Consider the following 19,343-nt stretch of genomic DNA (forward strand, 5'->3'; position numbering starts at 1 on the left):
CGAAAACCGATGTTCGCCCCTCGCTATTGAAATCACGCTGGCTCAGTTCGTCAGCGCGAAGGTCTCCAGCTTGGCGGCATTGTCGCCATTGATCAGAACGCAGTCCATCAACTGCTTTTCCTTGGCCGGCGACTTCTTGTTCTTGATGAAGTCATTGGCCTGCTCGACCGCCATCTGCGCCTGCGCGAAGGCCGGTTGCAGCACGGTTGCCTTGATACCGCCCGAGGCGATGGAGTCGCGAACATCGTTCGATCCGTCGAAGCCGACGACGATGACGTCCTTGCGGTTCGCCGCGGCAAGTGCCGCATAGGCGCCCATCGCCATCGTGTCGTTGCCGGAGATCACGCCCTTGATGTCGGGGTTGGCCTGCAGGATCGATTCCATCTTGGAATAGGCTTCCGTCTGGCTCCAGTTGGCCGACTGCTGGGCAACCATCTTCAGGTCCGGATAGTCATCGATGACGTCGTGATAACCCTTGGAACGAATGCCGGCATTGGTGTCGGATTCCTTGCCGACCAGTTCGACGAAATTGCCCTTCTCGCCCATCAGCTTGACGAATTCCTGCGCGCCGAGCTGGGCGCCCTGGTAGTTGTTGGAGACGATCTGCGCCACGGCCACGCCGGTGGCGTTGATCTCGCGGTCGATCAGGAAGGACGGAATGCCCGCATCCTTGGCCTTCTGCACGGCGGCGACGGTGGCGTCCGCGCCTGCATTGTCGAGGATGATCGCCTTGGCACCGCGGCCGATCGCGGTGTCGATCAGCTCGGACTGCTTGTTGGCGTCGTCGTCATGGACCAGCACCAGCGCCTCATAGCCGAGTTCCTTGGCCTTGGCTTCCGCGCCGACGGCTTCCGCCTTGAAGAACGGATTGTCGTGTGAGGGCGTGATAATGGCGATGAGATCCGCCGCATAGGCGGGCACTGCCGTGCCAAGCGCCAGCATACCGGCGAAAGCCGCAAGCGTCATTCTGCGTGTGAGTTTCATGAAGTCCTCCCGTTTGAAAAATTGCCTTGATCGGCCAATGGCTTTGTCTGCATCCGAATTCGTCAGGCAGCGCGGGCCGCGGATCGCTTGGGTCGAAAACCGTTGCCGGCTTACCCAGGACGGATCGTTGCTCCCCAGCCCTCCTCCACTCGCCCAGGCATCGTGCTCCCTGCGAAACCTTGTCGATCCGAGCCATGAACAGCTAAGCCAACTGGTATGATGAGTCAACCACAAATTCAGGTGACATGTACCTGATGAGCTACCAAAATCGAGGATCGGCAATGGCATGCCGGGCCCTTGAGGTGCTGCGTCAAGCACCTGTCTTCTCTCAGGTGATCCGCTGAATGCTGGCGGCGATCTCTTCCGGTTCGAACACGCGCTTCCAGTCGTCACGCATCAGCACCGGCTTGCCGAATTCGATCGCCTTGTTGCAGGCATCCGAGAAAACGCCCTTGGTCTCGCCGAAAATGACGGCGCCGAGCACGTTCATATGGCCGAGCAGGAAGTCGAGTGCCGCCTGCTGGTCGACGCCGCGCGCCACGACCTCGTCGACGGCTTCTTTCATGACCACCAGCAACGAGGCGCACACCGTCTCCGAAAGGCCAGGCTCGAGCAGCGCCATCTGTTCGACGCTGACGCGGTGCGAACGCATCACCGGCGCCCAGATGATCTTCGCGATCGCCTCGCCCTTGGCGTAGTCTTCTTCCGGCCCCTGCATCAGGGCGCTGACCATATGCTGCTTGGCCTTCACGCCGCCGAAATAATCCTTCTTGGCTGCCATGTCGGTCTCGTCATTGAAGATCGGCGGATGGCAGGGGTGAGTGACGAAATAGGTGAGGTCAGGCCGCTTCGGCAAATGGCCGGCGAAAGGTGCCGCCGCGTCGAGCACCACCACCATCGTGCCTTGCGCCAGCTTGCTCTCGATGCTGGCCGCTACCTTGCCGATATGCGTGTCGGGGACGGCCAGGATCACCACATCGGCGTCCTTGAGCGCCTCGTCGGCACTGACCGTATCGAAACCCAGTCCGGTCTTCAGCCGTTCGCGGCCGGCATCGCTGACCTCGACATGGCGTATCGTGTAGGGCGACCCGCGAAAATTGGTCGACAGGCGGTAGCCCATTTTCCCGCCAGCCCCGAACAGCGCAATCGTTGTCATCTGGTCACCACTCCTGTTCTTCGCCGACGGCATCGCCCGTCGTCAACTGATCAACTGGTATAATCACGCTACCAGATTTTGGCAATCCGATAATGACCATGCGTGCGTTCGCCGCGTCATCGGCTGCCGCCGGCAAGCTCCAGCACGAGAACCATGGAGGGCGCGCTCGGGATATGATCTCTAGAGAAGCCCGCGCTTGCCCGCTGAGTGCGCATGAGTGCTGCTCTGCCATCCCCAGAAATAGGAGGCATGTGATAGGGGTCGGAGGCCGGGCCGGGCGCTACTTCAAAAGATCGACCAGCATGTCGAAAGCCGCATCGATATCGCCGCGAACCGCCGCCTGAACTGCCTGCTCGTCCCGGTCGCGCAGGGCCGCAAACATCTGTTGATGGTATGTGTTCGCGGTCGAGTAGGACCCATGCAGCATATTGAAATAGGGGCTGATCTGCAGCCATAGATCCTTGATGATCTTGAGCAGGGTTTCGGATCCCGCTGCTCGGTAGATTGCGAAGTGGAAGGTGTAATTCGCTCTGAGATAGGCCTTTACGTCGTCCGCGCCATTCGCGCGTTCCAGCGAGTCCAGATCGCGCGCGAAAATCGCAAGATCCGCATCACTCCGGTTCTGTGAGGCCCAGCCGGCGGCGATGGCCTCTATCTCAAAACGTACATTGCGCAAATCGGTGAGCCGCTCGCGGCTGAGCGCCGGAATGCCAATGGAGCGCCCGGATACCACGGTCAGCGCGTTGGCTGCCGTCAGGCGCCGCAGCGCTTCCCTGACCGGCATCGGGCTGACGCCAAAGGCGTCGGCGAGGCTCTGAACCGTGACCATCTCGCCCGGTACGATGCTGCCGTCGAGGATCAGTTCGGTGACCTGATTGTAGACCCGGTCCTGCAGAGTTTCCTTGGACAGTGGAATGATCTCGACACCAGGCTTCCTGAACGCCGATCCAGCCATCTCCGGTCAACCTTCCCGCCCAAGGGCGACACTATTGCTTGTGTCGGAATGCAAGGTTCGTGGTGCCACGTCAAGCGGCCAACATAGCCCGTTTTGATATAAACGATTTCATCATTGATATTTGATCAAATCATGTTACGGTCGCTGGCATCGAATGGCAAGGGTTACGTTTTGTGCCCTTGGGAGGCATTCGGTCGTTCTGTTTGGGAGGAGTTTCACATGGGTATCGGATCGAAAGTCCGGCGGCTCGCGCTGCTGGCTGGGATGGCTGCATGCGCCTTCGGCCTATCCGCCGCGCAGGCAGCCGAGAAGCACAAGATCTTTCTCAGCATGAGCTACATCGGCAATGATTGGCAGGCGGAGGCAGCCAACATGGTCAAGGCCATGGCCGCCCACAAGAGCCTGGCCGACAAGGTCGACCTGCAGGTCCAGGTCGCTGGCCCCAACGCGCAACGCCAGATTCAGCAGATCAACGCAATGGTGCAAAGCGGCGCCGAGGCCATCGTCGTATATCCGATCTCGCCGACCGCGCTCAACCAGGTCGTCAAGAATGCCTGCGACAAGGGCGTGAAGGTCTTTGCCTACGACGCCGAGATCACCGAGCCTTGCGCCTACAACGTCCACATCGACCAGCTGGAAGCCGGCAGGGTGACCGCCGAATGGCTGGTCAAGAAGCTCAACGGCAAGGGCAACATTATCGCCATCACGGGTGTCCCGGGAACATCCGTTGACGATCAGCGGACAAAAGCCGCCAAGGAAGTCTTCGCCAAATATCCTGATATCAAGATCGTCGGCGAGGCTGTCGGCATGTGGAGCCAGGCGGTCGCCCGCACCGAGCTTTCGAAAATCCTGGCCACCCGCAATTGGGACGACATCAACGGGCTGTGGATGCAGGTCGGCTGCTTCACCGCCAACTCGATGCAGCTCGAGGCCGGCAAGAAGACCAGCGAACTCCTGCCTTGCGCCGGCGAAGGTTCCAATGGCGGCCGCATCCAGATGCTGCCGGAGGGCACCGAAGTCGAAGGTGCCGCTCCCCCTTATGCACCGGCGGGCGCACAACGCATTTCCTATGCCTCGCCGCCTTATTCGGGTGCGCTGGCGCTGAAGCTTGCCGTCGAGGCGATCGAAGGCAAGGACGTGCCGAAGACCACCATCCTGCCGCTGCCGGTCGTCACCAATGAGACGATCAAGCTGTGCGACGAAGGCACATGGGCGGAGATGAAGGCCGGCTGCAACGCCTTCAAGCCGTCGCTGGTCTCCAATCCGGGCTGGTTTGCCTCGATCTTCTCGGACCAGACACCCGAGGTCGGCCTCGCGGCTGCCCTCGTCGGACAACCGGAAGAATAAGCCTCCCAAGGCGATCTTGACGATGCGCGGACATTTTCTGTCCGTGCATCGTCGGTCCATGCCAAGCCCGGCGATCGAGGACAATGACAGAACATTCCGAGCTTCCCGCCATCGAGATCGACGGCATCAGCAAGGCGTTCGGACCGACCGTCGCGCTGGACGGCGTGACGTTTGCGATCGCGCCCGGCAGCGTCCATGCCCTGCTCGGTGAAAACGGAGCGGGCAAGTCGACACTGGTGAAGCTGCTGTCCGGACTGGTCCGGCCGAGCCAAGGCCATGTCCGTGTCTTCGGCAAGGAGATCGCTTACGGCGCCCCGCGCGCAGCCCATGCGCTCGGTATGCAGACTGCGTTCCAGGAGATGACCCTGGTGCGCGACCTCTCCGTCCTCGACAACATGATGCTGCCTTACGCCCCCGTGGGCGTCTCCGGCCTGATCCGCCGCGGTGCTGCCCGCAAGGCCGTCCGTCGCCATATCGAAAATCTCGGTTTTTCCGTCGATCTCGATGCCGAGGTGAGCGAACTTGAGCTTTCGGTGCGCCAGAAGATCGAAATCGCCCGTGCCGTCTACCGTAAGCCGCGCATCCTTTTGCTCGACGAACCGACCTCCACGCTCGCCGGCCGCGACGTCGACTGGCTGGGCGCGATCATCGCCAGGCTGAAGGCGGCGGGCACCACCATCGTCTTCATCACCCATCGCATGCGCGAGGTCCGCGCCTTTTGCGACACGCTGACGATCCTGAGAAACGGCCGCCACATCGTCACCGCGCCGGTCGCCGATGTCTCGGATGCCGACGTCATCGAAAAGATCATCGGCCGCAGCATCGAACAGACCTTCCCGCCTAAGCCGGACAGCGCCCAGGCTTTCGGGCCGCCGGTTCTGGGCGTGCGCGACCTCAAGGTCGGGCGCAAGCTCGACGGCGCCGGCTTCGATCTGCGCAAGGGCGAAATCCTCGGCGTCGCCGGGTTGCAGGGCATGGGCCAGCAGGACCTGTTCCTGGCCTGTTTTGGCATGGCCGAGATCGAGCGCGGCCACATCCTCGTCGACGGCCGCAAGGTCTGGCTCGGTTCGCCGGCCGATGCTTTGCGCCCCAACATGGCCATCGGCCTGGTGCCGGAAGACCGCAAATCCGAAGGCCTGTTCCTGAAACTGTCGGGCAGCCAGAACGCCACGCTGCCGGTGATATCGCGCTTCACACGGCTAGGCCTTGTCGACGCGCAAGCCGAGACCCGCTCCGTCGAGGCGGCATTCGCCACTGTCGAGGTCGACCGCCGCGCGCTTTGGACGCGGGCCGGTGCGTTTTCCGGGGGCAACCAGCAAAAAATCGCCATCGCCAAATGGCTGGTGGCGCAGAGCCGCATCCTTCTGTTGTTCGATCCCACCCGAGGCATCGACGTCGGCACCAAGCACGAGCTTTATGTGATGATGCGAAACTATGTGGCTTCGGGCGGTTCGATCTTGCTGCACTCGACGGAGATCCCCGAACTCGTTCACCAATGCGACAGAGTCCTGGTCCTCTATGACGGGCGCATCGCGGCCGAACTCGAAGGCGACGCCATCACCGAACCGGCCATCATGCGCCCGGCGCTTGGCCATGCCGGGGAAGCCGCCGCATGAGCAGCGCAGCATCCTCATCCCCTGTTCCCGGCCGCTTCGGACTGCGCCGTGCGCTGGTGCGCAATCGCGGCGCGCTGATCGCCGCGGCCGTCCTGGCGATCCTGCTCTTCGTCGTCGACTGGATCAGCGCCGGGCCGCTGACCTATTTCGACGTGTCGTTCCTGTCGAGCGGCGGCGCCACCTCGGCGCTCGCGGCGATCGGTCAGACCATCGTCATCCTGTCGGGCGGCTTCGACCTGTCCGCCGGGGCGGTGATATCGCTGGTCAATGCCGTGCTGGCATCGAGCATGGACCCGATGGCGCCAGGCGCCAGCATCATCCTGTGGACCGCCGTCGGCATCGGCGTCGGCATGGCGGTGGGCGCCTTCAACGGCTTCTTCATCGCCGTGCTGCGCATGCAGCCCATCGTGGTGACGCTGTCCACCATGTTCATCCTGCAAGGCGTGACGCTGCTGGTGATGGACAAGCCCGGCGGCTTCGTGTCGCCCGATCTTGGCACGTTTTATCTCGGCGACGCGATCACCGGCTGGCTGCCGATGCCGCTGGTGGTGATCGGCGTCGTCCTGCTCGCCTGGTTCTGGCTGAAGGGAACCCGCTTCGGCACAGCACTCTACGCGGTCGGCAGCGATCCGGAGTCGGCCGCTTCCGTCGGCATCAATGTCGTGCTGGTGCGCTTTGCCGTCTATGTCATCGCCGGCGGCTGCTATGGCCTTGCCGGCGTCTTCATCAGCGCCCAGACCGGCAGCGGCGATCCGCTGGTCGGCAATCCGCTGCTCTTGTCGATGTTCGCGGCGGTCGTCGTCGGCGGCACGCGCCTCGGTGGCGGGCAGGGCGGCCCGGTGGGCTCTGTCTTTGGCGCCTTTATCCTGATGATCGTGGTGAACATCCTGCTGGTGCTCAACGTATCGGCCTATTATTCGACCATTGCCGAAGGTACCATTCTGGTGCTGGCGGCACTTGCCGGCTCGATCTCGCATGCATCGGTGCTTGCCGTGCAATTGCGCGCCGCGCGCGCCCGGCTTGCCGCCTGGCGCGCCGGCATATTGCCCTCGCAACTCGAGCGCGTGGACCGGCGTCTCAAGATCGCCGAGCCAGCCCATGCCCAGCGCAGTCCGGCATCGCCGCGCCCTGCCTTCCATCTGCGCAATGCGGAAACGCTGCGCTATGCGCTGCCGGCCTATGTCTGCCTGCTGCTCATCGTGCTCGTCACCCAGATCTGGCTCGGCCGCGCCATCCTCAATCCGGGGTACTGGAATTCGCTGCTGGTGCTGTCGTCCTTTCTAGCCGTCCTGGCGCTCGGGCAGGGAACCGTCATTCTGACCGGAGGCCTCGACCTCTCCGTGCCGTGGACGATCGGCATCTCCGGCATCATCCTGGCAGGCATGGTCAACGGCTCCGACGCCGCCCTTGTCTACGCCTTGCCGGTCGTACTGGTGATGGCCTGCGCCATCGGCTTCGCCAATGGTTTCGGCATCGTCTATCTCGGCATCTCGCCGATCGTCATGACGCTCGCCACCAACGGCATTCTGCAAGGCTGTGCGCTGCTCTATTCGCAGGGAACGCCGGCCGGGTTTTCCTCGCCGATGCTGCGCTGGGTCATGACGGCCAAGCTTGCCGGCCTGCTGACCCCAATCGTCCTGCTGATGGTCGTCTTTGTCGTCGCGGCGGTATTGCTGCTTGGCCGCACCCCGTTCGGACGACGCGTCTACGGCATCGGCAATGGGCTACGCGCGGCGCGCTTGTCGGGCATCGGCGTCGAGCGCACGCTGATCCTGGTCTATATGCTTTCGGCCGTCTGCGCGGCTGTTGTCGGCATCATGCTGACCGGCTTTTCGGGTCAGGCAAGCCTTGGCATGGGCGACGACTATCTGTTGCCGTCGATCGCCGTGGTGGTGGTCGGCGGCGCGCTGATCACCGGCGGACGCGGCCACTATCTCGGCATGCTCGGCGGCGTGTTGTTGCTGACCGCACTGCAGATGCTGCTCGCCGGCACCACGCTTCCCTTTGCCACGAGGGCAATTCTTTACGGACTGGTCGTTCTGGGCGCCGTCATGGCGCTGCGCGAACGGCGGCTGCAATGAGAAGGACAGGACCATGAGCACAAGGGCGCCGGCATTGGCGGACGAATTTTTGACCGGGCTGAAAGGCCAGCGCGTGCTGGTCACGGCGGGCGCCGGCGGCATCGGGTTTGCCATAGCCGACACGCTGTCACGCCTCGGCGCCCGCATCGTCGTCTGCGACGTTTCCGACGAGGCGCTGGCCGCTGCTCCCGGCAAGATCGACCTGGTCGCTGCGGTCAAGGCCGATGTCTCGCGCGACGAGGATGTCGACCGCCTGTTCGAGGCGGTCGAGAAAAAACTCGGCGGGCTCGATGCGTTGATCAACAATGCCGGCATTGCCGGGCCGACCGGCGGTGTCGACGAGATCGACCCTTCCGATTGGCGGCGCTGCATCGACATCTGCCTGACCGGCCAGTTCCTGTGCGCCCGTCGCGCAGTGCCGCTGATCAAGGCGGCGGGCGGTGGTTCGATCGTCTCGATGTCGTCTGCCGCCGGCCGCCATGGCTACGCCTTCCGCACACCCTATTCGGCGGCCAAGTTCGGTGTCATCGGTTTCACGCAGAGTCTCGCCAAGGAGCTCGGACCGCACGCCATCAGGGTCAACGCCATCCTGCCCGGCATCATCGAGGGGCCCCGCATCGAAGGTGTCATCTCGGCGCGCGCCAAGCAGGTCGGTATCAGCCACGAGGAGATGACCGGACGCTATCTGCAGAACATCTCGCTGCGCCGCATGACCAGCCCCTATGATGTGGCGTCGATGGTCGCCTTCCTGCTCTCCGATGCGGGGATCAACATTTCCGGCCAGTCGCTCGGCGTCGACGGCAATGTCGAAACACTTTGAGGAGCCTATCCATGGCCAATGTCGCAATTGTCGGAAGCGGGTTCATCGGGCGGGCCTGGGCGATCAGCTTTGCCCGCGCCGGCCATGACGTGCGGATGTGGGACCAGTTGCCCACTGCCACGGGTGGCGCCCGCGACTACATTGCCGGCGTGCTCGGCGATCTCGCCCAGAACGACCTATTGCGGGGACAGGCGATCGACACCGTGCTCGGTCGGATCACCATTGTCGCCGAGCTGGCAGAGGCGCTGGCTGGTGCGGTCCATATCCAGGAGAACACGCCTGAAAACCTCGAGGTGAAGCGGGAGGTGTTCTCGCTGATCGACAGCCTTGCCGATCCGCGGACAGTCATCGCCAGTTCCACCTCGGCGCTGTTGCCGTCGAAATTCACCGACCATCTGCAAGGGCGGCATCGCTGTCTGGTCGTGCATCCGATCAACCCGCCCTATCTCATTCCGGCGGCCGAAATCGTGCCGGCGCCATGGACGTCCGCCGAGACGGTCGAGACAACCCGCGCCTTCCTCATTGACGCCGGTCATGCGCCCCTGGTGATGAACCGCGAACTCGACGGCTTCATCATGAACCGCCTGCAAGGCGCATTGCTGGAGGAGGCTTTCCGGCTTGTCGCCGACGGCTACGCCAGTGTCGAGGATGTCGACATCGGCATCCGCGACGGGCTGGCGCTGCGCTGGTCGTTCATGGGTCCATTCGAGACCATCGATCTCAATGCGCCTGGCGGCGTGCGCGACTATGTCGAGCGTTATCAGGGCATCTATTCCAACATCTTTCCCCAGACGCAGCGACGCGTCGACTGGGCCGGCAAGGTCATCGACACGGTCGAGGCTGATCGCCGCAAGCGACTGCCACAGCAAAGCCTCGGCGAACGGCAGGTATGGCGTGATCGTCGGCTGATGGCGCTGGCGGCACACAAGAAAAAATCGGACCAGGAGTACGGACAATGATAGAAACGAGCCGCAAGCCAGGTGCTGCGCAGACCAGGGGCAAGGTCATCATCACCTGCGCGGTGACAGGTGCCATCCACACGCCGACGATGTCGCCTTATCTGCCGATCACGCCAGACCAGATCGCTTCGGAGGCGATCGCGGCTGCCGAAGCCGGTGCCGCAATCCTGCATCTGCATGCGCGCGATCCGGAAACCGGCAAGCCCGACCAGACGCCGGAGGCCTTCGCTCGCTTCCTGCCGCGCGTCAAGCAAGGCACCAACGCCGCCATCAACATCACCACCGGTGGCAGCCCGTACATGAAGGTCGAGGAGCGCGTGCGCCCGGCCGCCCAGTTCAAACCGGAAGTCGCCTCGCTCAACATGGGCTCGATCAATTTCGGGCTCTATCACCTCGCCGACAAATACGAGACTTTCAAGTTCGACTGGGAAAAGCCGCATCTGGAAGCGACCCGCGACCTCGTCTTTCGCAACTCGTTCAAGGACATCGAGTACATCCTGGCGACCTGCTACGACAACGGCACGCGTTTCGAGTTCGAGTGCTACGACATCGCCCATCTCTACAACCTTTCCCACTTCGCCGACCGCGGACTGGTGAAGCCGCCTTTCTTCGTGCAGTCGGTGTTCGGACTGCTCGGTGGTATCGGCACCCATCCCGAAGACGTCGCCCACATGAAGCGCACTGCCGACCGGCTGTTCGGCGACCAGTTCCGCTGGTCGGTTCTCGGCGCTGGCGCCAGCCAGCTCCGCATCGCCGCGCAATCGGCAGCGCTTGGCGGCAACATCCGCGTCGGGCTGGAGGACAGTCTGTGGGCTGGCAAAGGCAAGCTTGCCAAATCGAACGCTGAGCAGGTCTTGCTGGCCCGCAAGATCATCGAAGGGCTCGGCATGGAGGTCGCGACGCCCGACGAGGCACGCCAGATCCTGTCATTGAAAGGCGGCGACAAGGTCGCTTTCTGAGGCGGCCCGAGCAATCGCCGCGAGACGCAAAAACGGAGGAGGACGGCATGAAGATCGAAGTCGTGGTGGACGTGAAGACCACACTGGGCGAGGGGCCGCTGTGGGACGTCGAACAGGAACGACTCTACTGGATCGACAGCTTCGACGGGCGCGTGTTTCGGGCGACCGCCGACGGACGCGAGATCCGGTCATGGGACGTGCCGATGAAGATCGGCTCGATGGCGCTGCGTAAGGATGGCAGCGGCGCCGTGGTGTCGCTGCAGCGCGGCTTCCATCTGCTCGATTTCGCCTCCGGCGATGTGACGCTGATCCACGATCCCGAGCCGGACAAGCCGATGAACCGGCTCAACGACGGCAAGGTCGACCGGTACGGCCGTTTCTTCGCCGGCTCCATGGATACGATGGAAGAGGGGCCGTCCGGCGGGCTCTACAGGCTCGATCCGGACTTCTCCGTCACCCGGATCGATTCCGGCATCATCTGTTCCAATGGTCCATGCTGGAGCCCCGACGACCGCACCTTCTATTTCGCCGACACCTGGACCGGCGAGATATGGGCCTACGACTACGACATCGCGACCGGTGCCGCCACCAACAGGCGCACCTTCGTGCGCGTCGACACCAGCCGGGGCGGTGCGGCGGACGGCTCGACCGTCGATGCCGAGGGCTATCTGTGGAATGCGCTGGTCTATGACGGAAGACTGGTGCGCTATGCGCCCGATGGCAGCATCGACCGCGTCATCGATATGCCGGTCAAGAAGATCACCAGCGTCATGTTCGGCGGGCCGAAGCTGGACACCCTCTACGTCACCTCGATGGCCAAGCCGCCGCTGCCGCGTTTTCCCGGCGACGGCGTTTTGCGCGGCAGTCTGTTCGCCATCACGGGCCTTGGCATCACGGGCGTCGCGGAGCCGCGCTTCGGCGGTTGACGCCAGGCAAGCGAAGCGCCCGTAGCATACGCGGATCAGGCCTTGGCGCGCAGGAATTCCTCATCAAAAATGTGGCAGCACGTCCGCGGCGCTGCTCTTCACCCAATGGCACAATGAGCGGTCAATGGCTCATTGGCCAAAGAGGTCCGGGCGGGCCACGTTGAGCCGTTGAACCGTGCGGAGCACTTCGCGCAAATGCGCCGCCATACGCGCGCCTGCCTGCTTTGCCTCGCCGGTCTCCACAGCCTCAAAGATCGCCACATGCTGAGCGAGCAGCGTTTCAAGGTGGCCGGGTTCGGGCAGGCTCAGATAGCGCACACGGTCCATCTGCAGCTTGACCACCTGGATCACCCGCCAGCTCTTGGGCAGGCCGGCCTCTTCGCAAAGGCTGCGATGGAAGCCCTCGTCAAGCTCAAGAAACAGCTCGCGGTCGCCCTCGGCCACTGCCTTGGCCTGTTGGGCAAGGTTCACCCTGCCTGCCGCGATGAAGGCGCTCGAACCGTGTCCGGCCAGCTTCTGCACGACGGAGACTTCAAGCGCCTCGCGAATGAACTGCGCTTCCTCGACGTCACTTAGCCGGATCGGCGCGACGAAGCTGCCGCGTTGCGGCAGGATGTCGATCAGCCCTTCATCGGCAAGCCGGATCAGCGCCTCGCGCACGGGTGTACGGCTGACACCGAGCTGCTGGGCAAGGTCCTGTTCGCTGAGCGCTTCCGACGGCAACATCGCCAGCGTCGTGATGGCGCGGCGCAGGCGCTCGTAGATCTGCGGTGAGATCGGCATGCGATTGTTGACCGGCTCCAGAACCCGCGAGGGTTCGCGCTGACCGGCGTTTTTCAGCCTGGCAGCATTGCCTGAAAATCTGGTCGCTCCCGAAAGCTTGGTCCCCATGACGAATCCGTTGCTGTGAATGGCGCTGCACTGCTCCGGTCATGACACTGCGCACGCCCCAACTCAAGCGGCAAGCAGGATTGACGCTGTATTGACATACTACCATGGTAGTGTGTATGACGCCGGTAGGCCAGGGGAGAGGAGCCGGCATGAAGATCACGGACATCAAGGCGACCACCATCACCGTTCCGCTGGAAGCAGCATTGCGGCACAGCAACGGTACGCATTGGGGACGCTTTGTCCGCACCGTGGTCGAGGTCGAGACCGACGAAGGCATTGTTGGGCTCGGCGAGATGGGCGGCGGCGGCGCCGGCGCCGAACTCGCTTTCGCCGGGCTGAAATCCTACCTTGTCGGCCACGATCCCTTCGACCTCAACCGCATGCGCTACGCCATCTGCAATCCGACGGCGTCGCTCTACAACAATCGCACGCAGCTCCACGCAGCGCTGGAATTCGCCTGTCTCGACATTATCGGCAAGAAGCTCGGCGTGCCGGTCTACCAACTGCTTGGCGGGCGTGTGCGCGACCGGATCGGCTTTGCTTCCTATCTGTTCTTTCGCTATGCCGACCGCCGCAGCGGCAAGGGCGAGGTCCGCACCATCGATCAATTGCTCGAACATGCCCACGCGCTCAAGGCCGAGCATGGTTTTCACGCCCACAAGCTCAAGGCCGGCGTGTTTCACCCCGACTACGAGTTGGAATGTTTCAGGGCGCTCGCCGCCGAATTTCCTGCCGACACACTGCGCTACGATCCGAACGCAGCCCTGTCGGTCGAAGAGGCGCTGCGTTTCGGCCAAGCCATCTCCGATCTCAGGAACGACTATTTCGAGGACCCGACCTGGGGCCTTGCCGGCATGCGCCGCTTGCGCGAGAAGCTCTCCATCCCGCTGGCCACCAACACCATCGTCATCGATTTCGAACAGCTCGCCACCAATGTGCGCGATCCTGCGGTCGACGTAATCCTGCTCGACACCACCTTCTGGGGCGGCATCCGCGCCTGCGTGCGCGCGGCGCAGATCTGCGACACGTTCGGCCTGGGCATTGCCGTGCATTCCTCTGGCGAACTCGGCATCCAGCTCGCCACCATGCTGCATCTTGGCGCTGTGCTGCCCAACCTCGTCTTCACCGCCGACGCGCATTACCACCACCTTGCCGACGACATCATCGTCGGCGGCAAGATGCGCTACGAGAATGGTGCGATCGCGGTGCCGGAGGCACCGGGCCTCGGTGTCGAGCTCGATCGCGACAAACTCGCAACCTATGCCGAGCTCTATCGCTCGCTGGGCGGCTACGCCTACGACCGCGATCCTGGCCGTCCGGGCTGGTATCCGCTGCTGCCCAACACCAGTTTCGCCGACCATTTGAACGATGCCGTGCCCGATCTCGGGCTGGGCTGACATTTTTCGTTCGAAAGGATCGGCGGGAGGACGCTATGACTTTCAACCGGAGGAGAACAACAATGAGCAGGACCACAGCCTTATTCCTTGCAGCCATGCTCGGCTGCACCAGCTTTGCAACGCTGGACGCGCGCGCCGATGACGGCGTCGCCAAGGGCGACACTTCGGCCAAGAAGATCGCCTTCAGCAATTCCTACGCCGGCAATTCCTTCCGCCAGGTGATGATAAAGAGCTTCGAGGAAATGGGCGCCAAGGCCGTGGCCGACAAGCAGGTCGCCGCAACAGCCGTCGTCAGCTCGAACAATTCGGTGACCGAACAGGCCAGCCAGATCGAGAACCTGATCCTGCAGGGCTACGACGCGATCATCGTCCTTGCCGGCTCCGACACCGCACTCAACGGCGCCATCAAGGATGCCTGCAATGCCGGTATCACGGTCGTTGCCTTCGCCAGCGGCGTCACCGAGCCTTGCGCCTATGTCGTCGACTACAACCTTGACTCCTATGCCAAGGCAGAACTGGATTTCATCTCCAGCAAGCTCGGCGACAAACCGGCCAACATCCTCGAGATCCGCGGTATGGCCGGCGACGGTTTCGACAAGCGCCTGCATGAGGGCGTCGAGAAGGCGATGAAGGCGCACGCCAGCTACAAGGCTGTCGGCGAGGTCTATGGCCAGTGGACGGCGACCGTGGCACAAAAGGAAGTGTCGGGCATCCTGCCGTCGCTGCCTCAGGTCGATGCGGTGCTGACGCAGGGCGGCGACGGCTATGGCGCGGCGCAGGCATTCAAGGCCGCCAACCGGCCGCTGCCGATCATCATCATGGGCAACCGCCAGGACGAATTGGCGCTGTGGAAGCAGGAGCATGATGCCGGCGGCTACGAAACTTTCTCGCTGGGCGCCACGCCCAGCGTCTCGCAGGTCGCGTTCTGGGTCGCGCAGCAGATCCTGGCCGGCAAGCAGGTGCCGAAATTCGTCGAGGTGCCGCTCCTGCAGATCAATCAGCCTGACCTCGACGCCTGGCTGAAGACGGTTCCCGCAGGCGGCGTTGTCAATGCCGAATATCCGCAGGAGCTGGTGGCCAAGATCATCGACGCCAACGTAAAGAAAGAACCTCTGCCCGGCGTACCCGCGCCGAAATGAGCAGCATGGCCGAATGATGAACGATCCCACGTCGCCCAAAAAGGACGCAGCAGAGAGAGGCGATGCTGACAGCCCTCTTGTCGAGGTAGGCAATGTCCGCAAGAGCTATGATGCCGTGCATGCCTTGGGCGGCGTGGATTTTCATCTGAACCCCGGCGAGGTCGTTGGCCTGGTCGGTCACAACGGCGCCGGCAAGTCGACGCTGATGAACGTGCTGGCCGGCACCATCGAGCGCAGCAGCGGCAGCTTTCGCGTCGGCGGACGTGAGATCGGTGCCTGGAGTGCGGCCAGTGCCCAGCAGGCCGGTCTGCGCTGTATCTTTCAGGAACTGTCGCTCTGCGCCAATTTGACGTCGGCGGAAAACACCCGCATCGTGCACAGGTCCTTGCGTGGGTTGGGCTGGCGGCGGCGCGCGCGCCAGGTAATCGGTCCGGTGCTGGACGAGATCTTCCCTGGCCACGGAATCGACCTCGACAGGAAGGTCGCCGACCTGCCGATCGGCGAGCGACAGATGGTCGAGATCGCTCGCGCCTTCACGCAGACCAGCATCAAATTGCGCGCCGTCATTCTCGATGAGCCAACCTCGGCGCTCGGCCATGAGGCGACGGAGCAACTGCTCACCCACATTCGTCGTGCCGCCGGACGTGGTATCGCCTGCATCCTGATCACCCATCGACTGAACGAGATCCTCGCCGTCTGCGACCGCACCGTCGTCATGGTCGACGGCAAGGTCGTCGCCGAGCGGGCGACCGCCGGCCTGTCGCGCGCCGCGCTTGTCGAATTGATGGGCAGCATCGAGCGGCCCCGCGATCGCTCCGCAGGCAAGGCGTCGTCGGTGCAAGCTCCGGTTATCCGGCATGCCGGCCGCGACACCGCTGATCTGACCATCGAAGTCGGCAAGGGCGAGATCATCGGTTTCGCCGGGCTCGACGGCCACGGCCAGCGCGAGCGGCTGCGCGCGATGTTCTATGCCGCGCGCCGGCAGCGCGAGGCCTTGCCGGGTGCCTATGTTGCCGGCGACCGCGGCTCTGAAGGCGTGTTCTCACTGTGGTCTATCGCCGACAATCTGACCATCCGCAGCCTGAATGCGCTGACGCGGGGCGGTATGATTTCAGGCGCCGCCGCTCGCAAGCTGGCCGAGACCTGGTCGGAGCGGCTCAAGGTAAAGGCGCCTTCGATCGACACGCCGATCATGTCGCTGTCCGGCGGCAACCAGCAGAAGGTGCTGTTCGCTCGTGCGCTGGCGTCGGACGCCGAGGTGATCTTCCTCGACGATCCGATGCGCGGCGTCGATGTCGGCACCAAGCAGGAGGTCTACCGGCTGATCCGCGCGGAGGCCGAGAACGGACGCGCCTTCGTCTGGTACACAACCGAACTCGAAGAGCTGACCAATTGCGAGCGCATCTATGTCTTCCGCGAGGGCCGCGCCGTGACCAGGCTGGAAGATGAGGCCATCGAGACCGGCCGTATCCTGCAGGCGTCGTTCGGAGGCGACCATGTCTGACGCGGCTGCCCGAGTTCCGGCCCGTTCTCCTTCCAATCCGCGTTCGGCCTTGCTCAATGCCATGCAGGTCGGCCTGCCGGCTATCGCGCTGCTGGTTATGCTGGCCATCATCTTCAGCATCCGCCCGGCGGCGATGAGCTATTTCGGCTTCCATCTGCTGTTCAAGCTCTCGGTGCCGCTGGTCTTTGCCGCGCTGGCGCAGATGATGGTGATCATGCTGGGCGACATCGACCTGTCGAACGGCGCCTTTGTCGGGCTGATCACCTGCGTCACGGCGCTCTATCTCGGGGACGCGCCGGCAATCGCGGCGCTGTGCTACATCGTCCTGATCGCCGCCTATGCCGGTTTCGGCCTGCTTATTCATGCACGGCAATTGCCCTCGATCATCGTGACGCTGGGCATGTCCTTCATCTGGCTCGGCATCGCCGTGATCCTGTTGCCGGCACCGGGTGGCTCGGCACCCGCATGGCTTGCCGCCTTCATGAGTTGGCAGCCGCCTTTGATGCCGCTGTCGATCTGGCTGGCGGTACTGGCGGCGCTCGCCGGCCATCTCGTCATCTCGCGCTCCTCCTATGGCGTGGTGTTGCGCGGCGCCGGCGGCAATCCGCGGGCCGTCGAGCGCGCCGGCTGGTCCGTTATCGGCATCCGCGTCGCTGTCTATGCCGCCGCCGGCCTGCTCGCCTGTCTGGCCGGACTGACGCTGACCGGCCTCACCACATCGGGCGACGCCAATGTCGCGCCGGCCTATACGCTGCTCGGCGTCGGCGCGGTGATCCTCGGCGGCGGCGCCTTCACCGGCGGCGTCGTATCGCCGGTCGGCACGGTGGTCGGCGCTCTGACGCTGTCGCTCGCGGGCTCGCTTCTGTCCTTCCTGCAGGTGCCGCCGACATGGCAGATCGGCGCCCAGGGCGTCATCCTGTTTCTCGTGCTGGCCGGGCGCGTGCTTTTGTCGGAGCGGACGCGATGACCCGGAGATTGAGCCTCGCGCCGTGGACCTACGGCTTCATCGTGGCGCTCGCAATGTGGCTGGCGACGACAGCCTATTCGGGCATCGGCAATGCCGGCGCCACGCTGTCGGGCGCACTCGCCTTCGGTGCCTTCAGCGTGGTGGTGGGAACCGGGCAGATGTTCGTGGTCGCTTCCGGGCCGGGCAATATCGACCTGTCCGTGCCATCCGTGCTGACGCTGGCCGCCTATGTGTCGATGACGGTCATGCAAGGGTCCGACGGCATGCTGCTGCCTGGCCTGCTTGCAGCACTTGCCGTCGGCGCTGTCGCGGGTGCCGCGAACTTCCTTGCCATCGTCGCGCTCAGGCTGCCGCCGATCATCGCCACGCTCGCCTGGAGCTTCGTCTTCCAGTCGCTTGCCTTCAATCTCGGCGGCCAGGCGACGCTGAAGCCGCCGGCAGGCCTTTCCCGGTTCACCTCGATGAACCTTGGCGGCGTGCAATTCATGCCGATCGCGGTGATGCTGCTGACGCTGGCCGCCATGATCGCTCTCAAACGCACGGTCTGGGGCCGGCAAGTGCTAGCCACCGGCCAGAGCGAACCGGCGGCGCGGCTTGCCGGCATCAACGTCGCACGGGTGCGGTTGATTGCCTATATGCTGTGCGGCACGGCGGCGGCGCTCGCCGGCTTCCTGCTTGCCGGCTTCAGCGGCGGGGCAGCACTCAACATGGGTGACGCCTATCTGATGGAATCGATCGCCGTGGTGGTGCTTGGCGGCACCAGCGTCGCTGGTGGGCAGGCCAACGCGGTCGGCATATGGGGGGCTGCGTTGTTCTTCAACCTGATGTCCACCATGCTCAACACCTTTGGCATCCAGGCAGGCGTGCGCTTCCTTTTGACCGGCGTGCTGATCATCCTGATCGTCGCTCTCGTGCCGAGGCCTCGCGTCAGATGACATCCGCCACTGACACGCTCGCCAAGCTGTTCGAAACAGAGGCGGTTTCCTTCGTCGATCTGACGCATCCGATGAAGCCCGGCATGCCGGTGTGGCCGACGCACCCGCATTATTGCCAGGAGATGGTGGAATCCTATGACCGCGGCGACGTCGCCTGTAACCATGCGTTGGCCATGAGCGAGCACACCGGCACGCATTTCGATGCGCCGGTCCATTTCATCCGCGGCGGTGCTGCCATCTCCGGCATTCCGGTCGAGCGTTTCTTCGGCCGCATGGTGACGATCGATGCCCGTGGCTGTCGGCCCCGGCAGGCGGTCGAGCCGGATGCTATCTTCGCTTTCGAGGCCGAACAGGGCCGCGTACGGCAGGGCGACGCCGTGTTCTTCCATTTCGGCTGGGACCGGTTCTGGGACGATCCGGCCACATTTCTCGCCGACTGGCCCGGCCTGTCGCGGCAGGCAAGCGAATTGCTGGTCGAGCGCGGTGCGCGCATCGTCGGCTCGGACTGCCTGTCGATCGATTGTTTCGGTAGCGAGGATTTCCCGGCGCACAACACGTTGCTTTCAGCCGGCATCCTGATCGGCGAGAATTTCGCACGGCTTGGTGACTTGCCGCCTCGGTGCTTCCTGATCAGCTTGCCGCTGGCGATCGAAGGCGGTACCGGATCACCGCTGCGCGCCGTCGCGCTGGTCGAGGGCTAATTCCGG

Annotated in this window: 17 protein-coding genes; 13 read left to right on the top strand and 4 right to left on the bottom strand. The window is 63.7% G+C overall.

All coding sequences use genetic code 11. The annotated features are described in order from the left end of the window. Window positions 1–42: 42 nt before the first annotated feature. The 3 genes from NKJ67_RS13890 to NKJ67_RS13900 all read right to left on the bottom strand — a co-directional run bounded on the left by NKJ67_RS13890 (window position 43) and on the right by NKJ67_RS13900 (window position 3,095). Window positions 43–984: a D-ribose ABC transporter substrate-binding protein gene (locus NKJ67_RS13890; RefSeq protein ID WP_127269049.1), complete on the bottom strand. Its 942-nt coding sequence runs from the start codon at window positions 982–984 to the stop codon at window positions 43–45. Window positions 985–1,312: 328 nt separating this feature from the next. After that, window positions 1,313–2,140 (bottom strand): phosphogluconate dehydrogenase C-terminal domain-containing protein, encoded by an 828-nt coding sequence (locus tag NKJ67_RS13895; RefSeq protein WP_352581677.1) that lies wholly within the window; start codon window positions 2,138–2,140, stop codon window positions 1,313–1,315. Window positions 2,141–2,420: 280 nt separating this feature from the next. Next, complete coding sequence (locus tag NKJ67_RS13900; RefSeq protein WP_013533053.1) at window positions 2,421–3,095, bottom strand: GntR family transcriptional regulator; 675 nt, start codon at window positions 3,093–3,095, stop codon at window positions 2,421–2,423. A 219-nt stretch (window positions 3,096–3,314) separates the two neighbouring features. Between NKJ67_RS13900 and NKJ67_RS13905 the strand changes: the two genes are divergently transcribed. From NKJ67_RS13905 to NKJ67_RS13935, 7 genes are all read left to right on the top strand, one after another. Beyond that, entirely contained in the window at window positions 3,315–4,442 is a 1,128-nt protein-coding gene (locus tag NKJ67_RS13905) for a sugar ABC transporter substrate-binding protein (RefSeq protein WP_127255110.1), read from the top strand. An 83-nt stretch (window positions 4,443–4,525) separates the two neighbouring features. Then, entirely contained in the window at window positions 4,526–6,058 is a 1,533-nt protein-coding gene (locus NKJ67_RS13910) for a sugar ABC transporter ATP-binding protein (protein WP_352581678.1), read from the top strand. After that, window positions 6,055–8,139 (top strand): ABC transporter permease subunit, encoded by a 2,085-nt coding sequence (locus NKJ67_RS13915; protein ID WP_352581679.1) that lies wholly within the window; start codon window positions 6,055–6,057, stop codon window positions 8,137–8,139. The genes NKJ67_RS13910 and NKJ67_RS13915 overlap by 4 nt, the downstream gene beginning before the upstream one ends. 13 nt (window positions 8,140–8,152) lie before the next feature. Continuing rightward, entirely contained in the window at window positions 8,153–8,959 is an 807-nt protein-coding gene (locus NKJ67_RS13920) for an SDR family oxidoreductase (RefSeq protein WP_352581680.1), read from the top strand. A gap of 11 nt (window positions 8,960–8,970) precedes the next feature. Then, window positions 8,971–9,918 (top strand): 3-hydroxyacyl-CoA dehydrogenase, encoded by a 948-nt coding sequence (locus tag NKJ67_RS13925; protein ID WP_352581681.1) that lies wholly within the window; start codon window positions 8,971–8,973, stop codon window positions 9,916–9,918. Next, the gene (gene kce, locus NKJ67_RS13930; protein ID WP_352581682.1) at window positions 9,915–10,877 is read left to right on the top strand and encodes a 3,5-dioxohexanoate:acetyl-CoA acetone transferase; all 963 of its coding nucleotides are present in this window, start codon (window positions 9,915–9,917) and stop codon (window positions 10,875–10,877) included. The genes NKJ67_RS13925 and kce overlap by 4 nt, the downstream gene beginning before the upstream one ends. Window positions 10,878–10,924: 47 nt before the next feature. Then, window positions 10,925–11,803, top strand: coding sequence for an SMP-30/gluconolactonase/LRE family protein (locus NKJ67_RS13935; RefSeq protein WP_127319829.1), 879 nt, complete (start codon window positions 10,925–10,927; stop codon window positions 11,801–11,803). A gap of 129 nt (window positions 11,804–11,932) precedes the next feature. Here NKJ67_RS13935 and NKJ67_RS13940 read toward each other — a convergent pair whose 3' ends face one another. Then, complete coding sequence (locus NKJ67_RS13940; RefSeq protein ID WP_081738640.1) at window positions 11,933–12,694, bottom strand: GntR family transcriptional regulator; 762 nt, start codon at window positions 12,692–12,694, stop codon at window positions 11,933–11,935. A 149-nt stretch (window positions 12,695–12,843) separates the two neighbouring features. Between NKJ67_RS13940 and NKJ67_RS13945 the strand changes: the two genes are divergently transcribed. From NKJ67_RS13945 to NKJ67_RS13970, 6 genes are all read left to right on the top strand, one after another. Beyond that, window positions 12,844–14,091, top strand: a complete 1,248-nt coding sequence (locus NKJ67_RS13945) for an enolase C-terminal domain-like protein (protein WP_128309001.1) — start codon at window positions 12,844–12,846, stop codon at window positions 14,089–14,091. Window positions 14,092–14,153: 62 nt separating this feature from the next. Continuing rightward, a complete protein-coding gene (locus tag NKJ67_RS13950) occupies window positions 14,154–15,230 on the top strand; it encodes an ABC transporter substrate-binding protein (protein WP_128364341.1) in 1,077 nt (358 codons plus the stop codon). Window positions 15,231–15,243: 13 nt separating this feature from the next. Beyond that, the gene (locus tag NKJ67_RS13955) at window positions 15,244–16,734 is read left to right on the top strand and encodes a sugar ABC transporter ATP-binding protein (protein WP_292135723.1); all 1,491 of its coding nucleotides are present in this window, start codon (window positions 15,244–15,246) and stop codon (window positions 16,732–16,734) included. 61 nt (window positions 16,735–16,795) lie between these two features. Further along, window positions 16,796–17,701: an ABC transporter permease gene (locus tag NKJ67_RS13960; protein WP_352581761.1), complete on the top strand. Its 906-nt coding sequence runs from the start codon at window positions 16,796–16,798 to the stop codon at window positions 17,699–17,701. Beyond that, entirely contained in the window at window positions 17,698–18,636 is a 939-nt protein-coding gene (locus NKJ67_RS13965) for an ABC transporter permease (protein ID WP_352581683.1), read from the top strand. Before NKJ67_RS13960 ends, NKJ67_RS13965 begins: the two co-directional genes overlap by 4 nt. Continuing rightward, on the top strand, window positions 18,633–19,337 hold the full coding sequence (locus tag NKJ67_RS13970; RefSeq protein WP_164895539.1) for a cyclase family protein: 705 nt from the start codon (window positions 18,633–18,635) through the stop codon (window positions 19,335–19,337). The genes NKJ67_RS13965 and NKJ67_RS13970 overlap by 4 nt, the downstream gene beginning before the upstream one ends. Window positions 19,338–19,343: the final 6 nt, after the last annotated feature.

Origin of the sequence: Mesorhizobium sp. M0088, assembly GCF_040322895.1 — a bacterium.
In the GTDB taxonomy this organism is placed as follows: Bacteria; Pseudomonadota; Alphaproteobacteria; order Rhizobiales; family Rhizobiaceae; genus Mesorhizobium.

What these genes read in the sequence shown, in the direction of transcription:
- NKJ67_RS13895 (WP_352581677.1), bottom strand. Translation starts at nt 2,140, where the DNA reads ATGACAACGATTGCGCTGTTCGGGGCTGGCGGGAAAATGGGCTACCGC.
- NKJ67_RS13890 (WP_127269049.1), bottom strand. Translation starts at nt 984, where the DNA reads ATGAAACTCACACGCAGAATGACGCTTGCGGCTTTCGCCGGTATGCTG.
- kce (WP_352581682.1), top strand. Translation starts at nt 9,915, where the DNA reads ATGATAGAAACGAGCCGCAAGCCAGGTGCTGCGCAGACCAGGGGCAAG.
- NKJ67_RS13955 (WP_292135723.1), top strand. Translation starts at nt 15,244, where the DNA reads ATGATGAACGATCCCACGTCGCCCAAAAAGGACGCAGCAGAGAGAGGC.
- NKJ67_RS13960 (WP_352581761.1), top strand. Translation starts at nt 16,796, where the DNA reads ATGCAGGTCGGCCTGCCGGCTATCGCGCTGCTGGTTATGCTGGCCATC.
- NKJ67_RS13915 (WP_352581679.1), top strand. Translation starts at nt 6,055, where the DNA reads ATGAGCAGCGCAGCATCCTCATCCCCTGTTCCCGGCCGCTTCGGACTG.
- NKJ67_RS13910 (WP_352581678.1), top strand. Translation starts at nt 4,526, where the DNA reads ATGACAGAACATTCCGAGCTTCCCGCCATCGAGATCGACGGCATCAGC.
- NKJ67_RS13925 (WP_352581681.1), top strand. Translation starts at nt 8,971, where the DNA reads ATGGCCAATGTCGCAATTGTCGGAAGCGGGTTCATCGGGCGGGCCTGG.
- NKJ67_RS13950 (WP_128364341.1), top strand. Translation starts at nt 14,154, where the DNA reads ATGAGCAGGACCACAGCCTTATTCCTTGCAGCCATGCTCGGCTGCACC.
- NKJ67_RS13945 (WP_128309001.1), top strand. Translation starts at nt 12,844, where the DNA reads ATGAAGATCACGGACATCAAGGCGACCACCATCACCGTTCCGCTGGAA.
- NKJ67_RS13900 (WP_013533053.1), bottom strand. Translation starts at nt 3,095, where the DNA reads ATGGCTGGATCGGCGTTCAGGAAGCCTGGTGTCGAGATCATTCCACTG.
- NKJ67_RS13935 (WP_127319829.1), top strand. Translation starts at nt 10,925, where the DNA reads ATGAAGATCGAAGTCGTGGTGGACGTGAAGACCACACTGGGCGAGGGG.
- NKJ67_RS13905 (WP_127255110.1), top strand. Translation starts at nt 3,315, where the DNA reads ATGGGTATCGGATCGAAAGTCCGGCGGCTCGCGCTGCTGGCTGGGATG.
- NKJ67_RS13920 (WP_352581680.1), top strand. Translation starts at nt 8,153, where the DNA reads ATGAGCACAAGGGCGCCGGCATTGGCGGACGAATTTTTGACCGGGCTG.
- NKJ67_RS13965 (WP_352581683.1), top strand. Translation starts at nt 17,698, where the DNA reads ATGACCCGGAGATTGAGCCTCGCGCCGTGGACCTACGGCTTCATCGTG.
- NKJ67_RS13940 (WP_081738640.1), bottom strand. Translation starts at nt 12,694, where the DNA reads ATGGGGACCAAGCTTTCGGGAGCGACCAGATTTTCAGGCAATGCTGCC.
- NKJ67_RS13970 (WP_164895539.1), top strand. Translation starts at nt 18,633, where the DNA reads ATGACATCCGCCACTGACACGCTCGCCAAGCTGTTCGAAACAGAGGCG.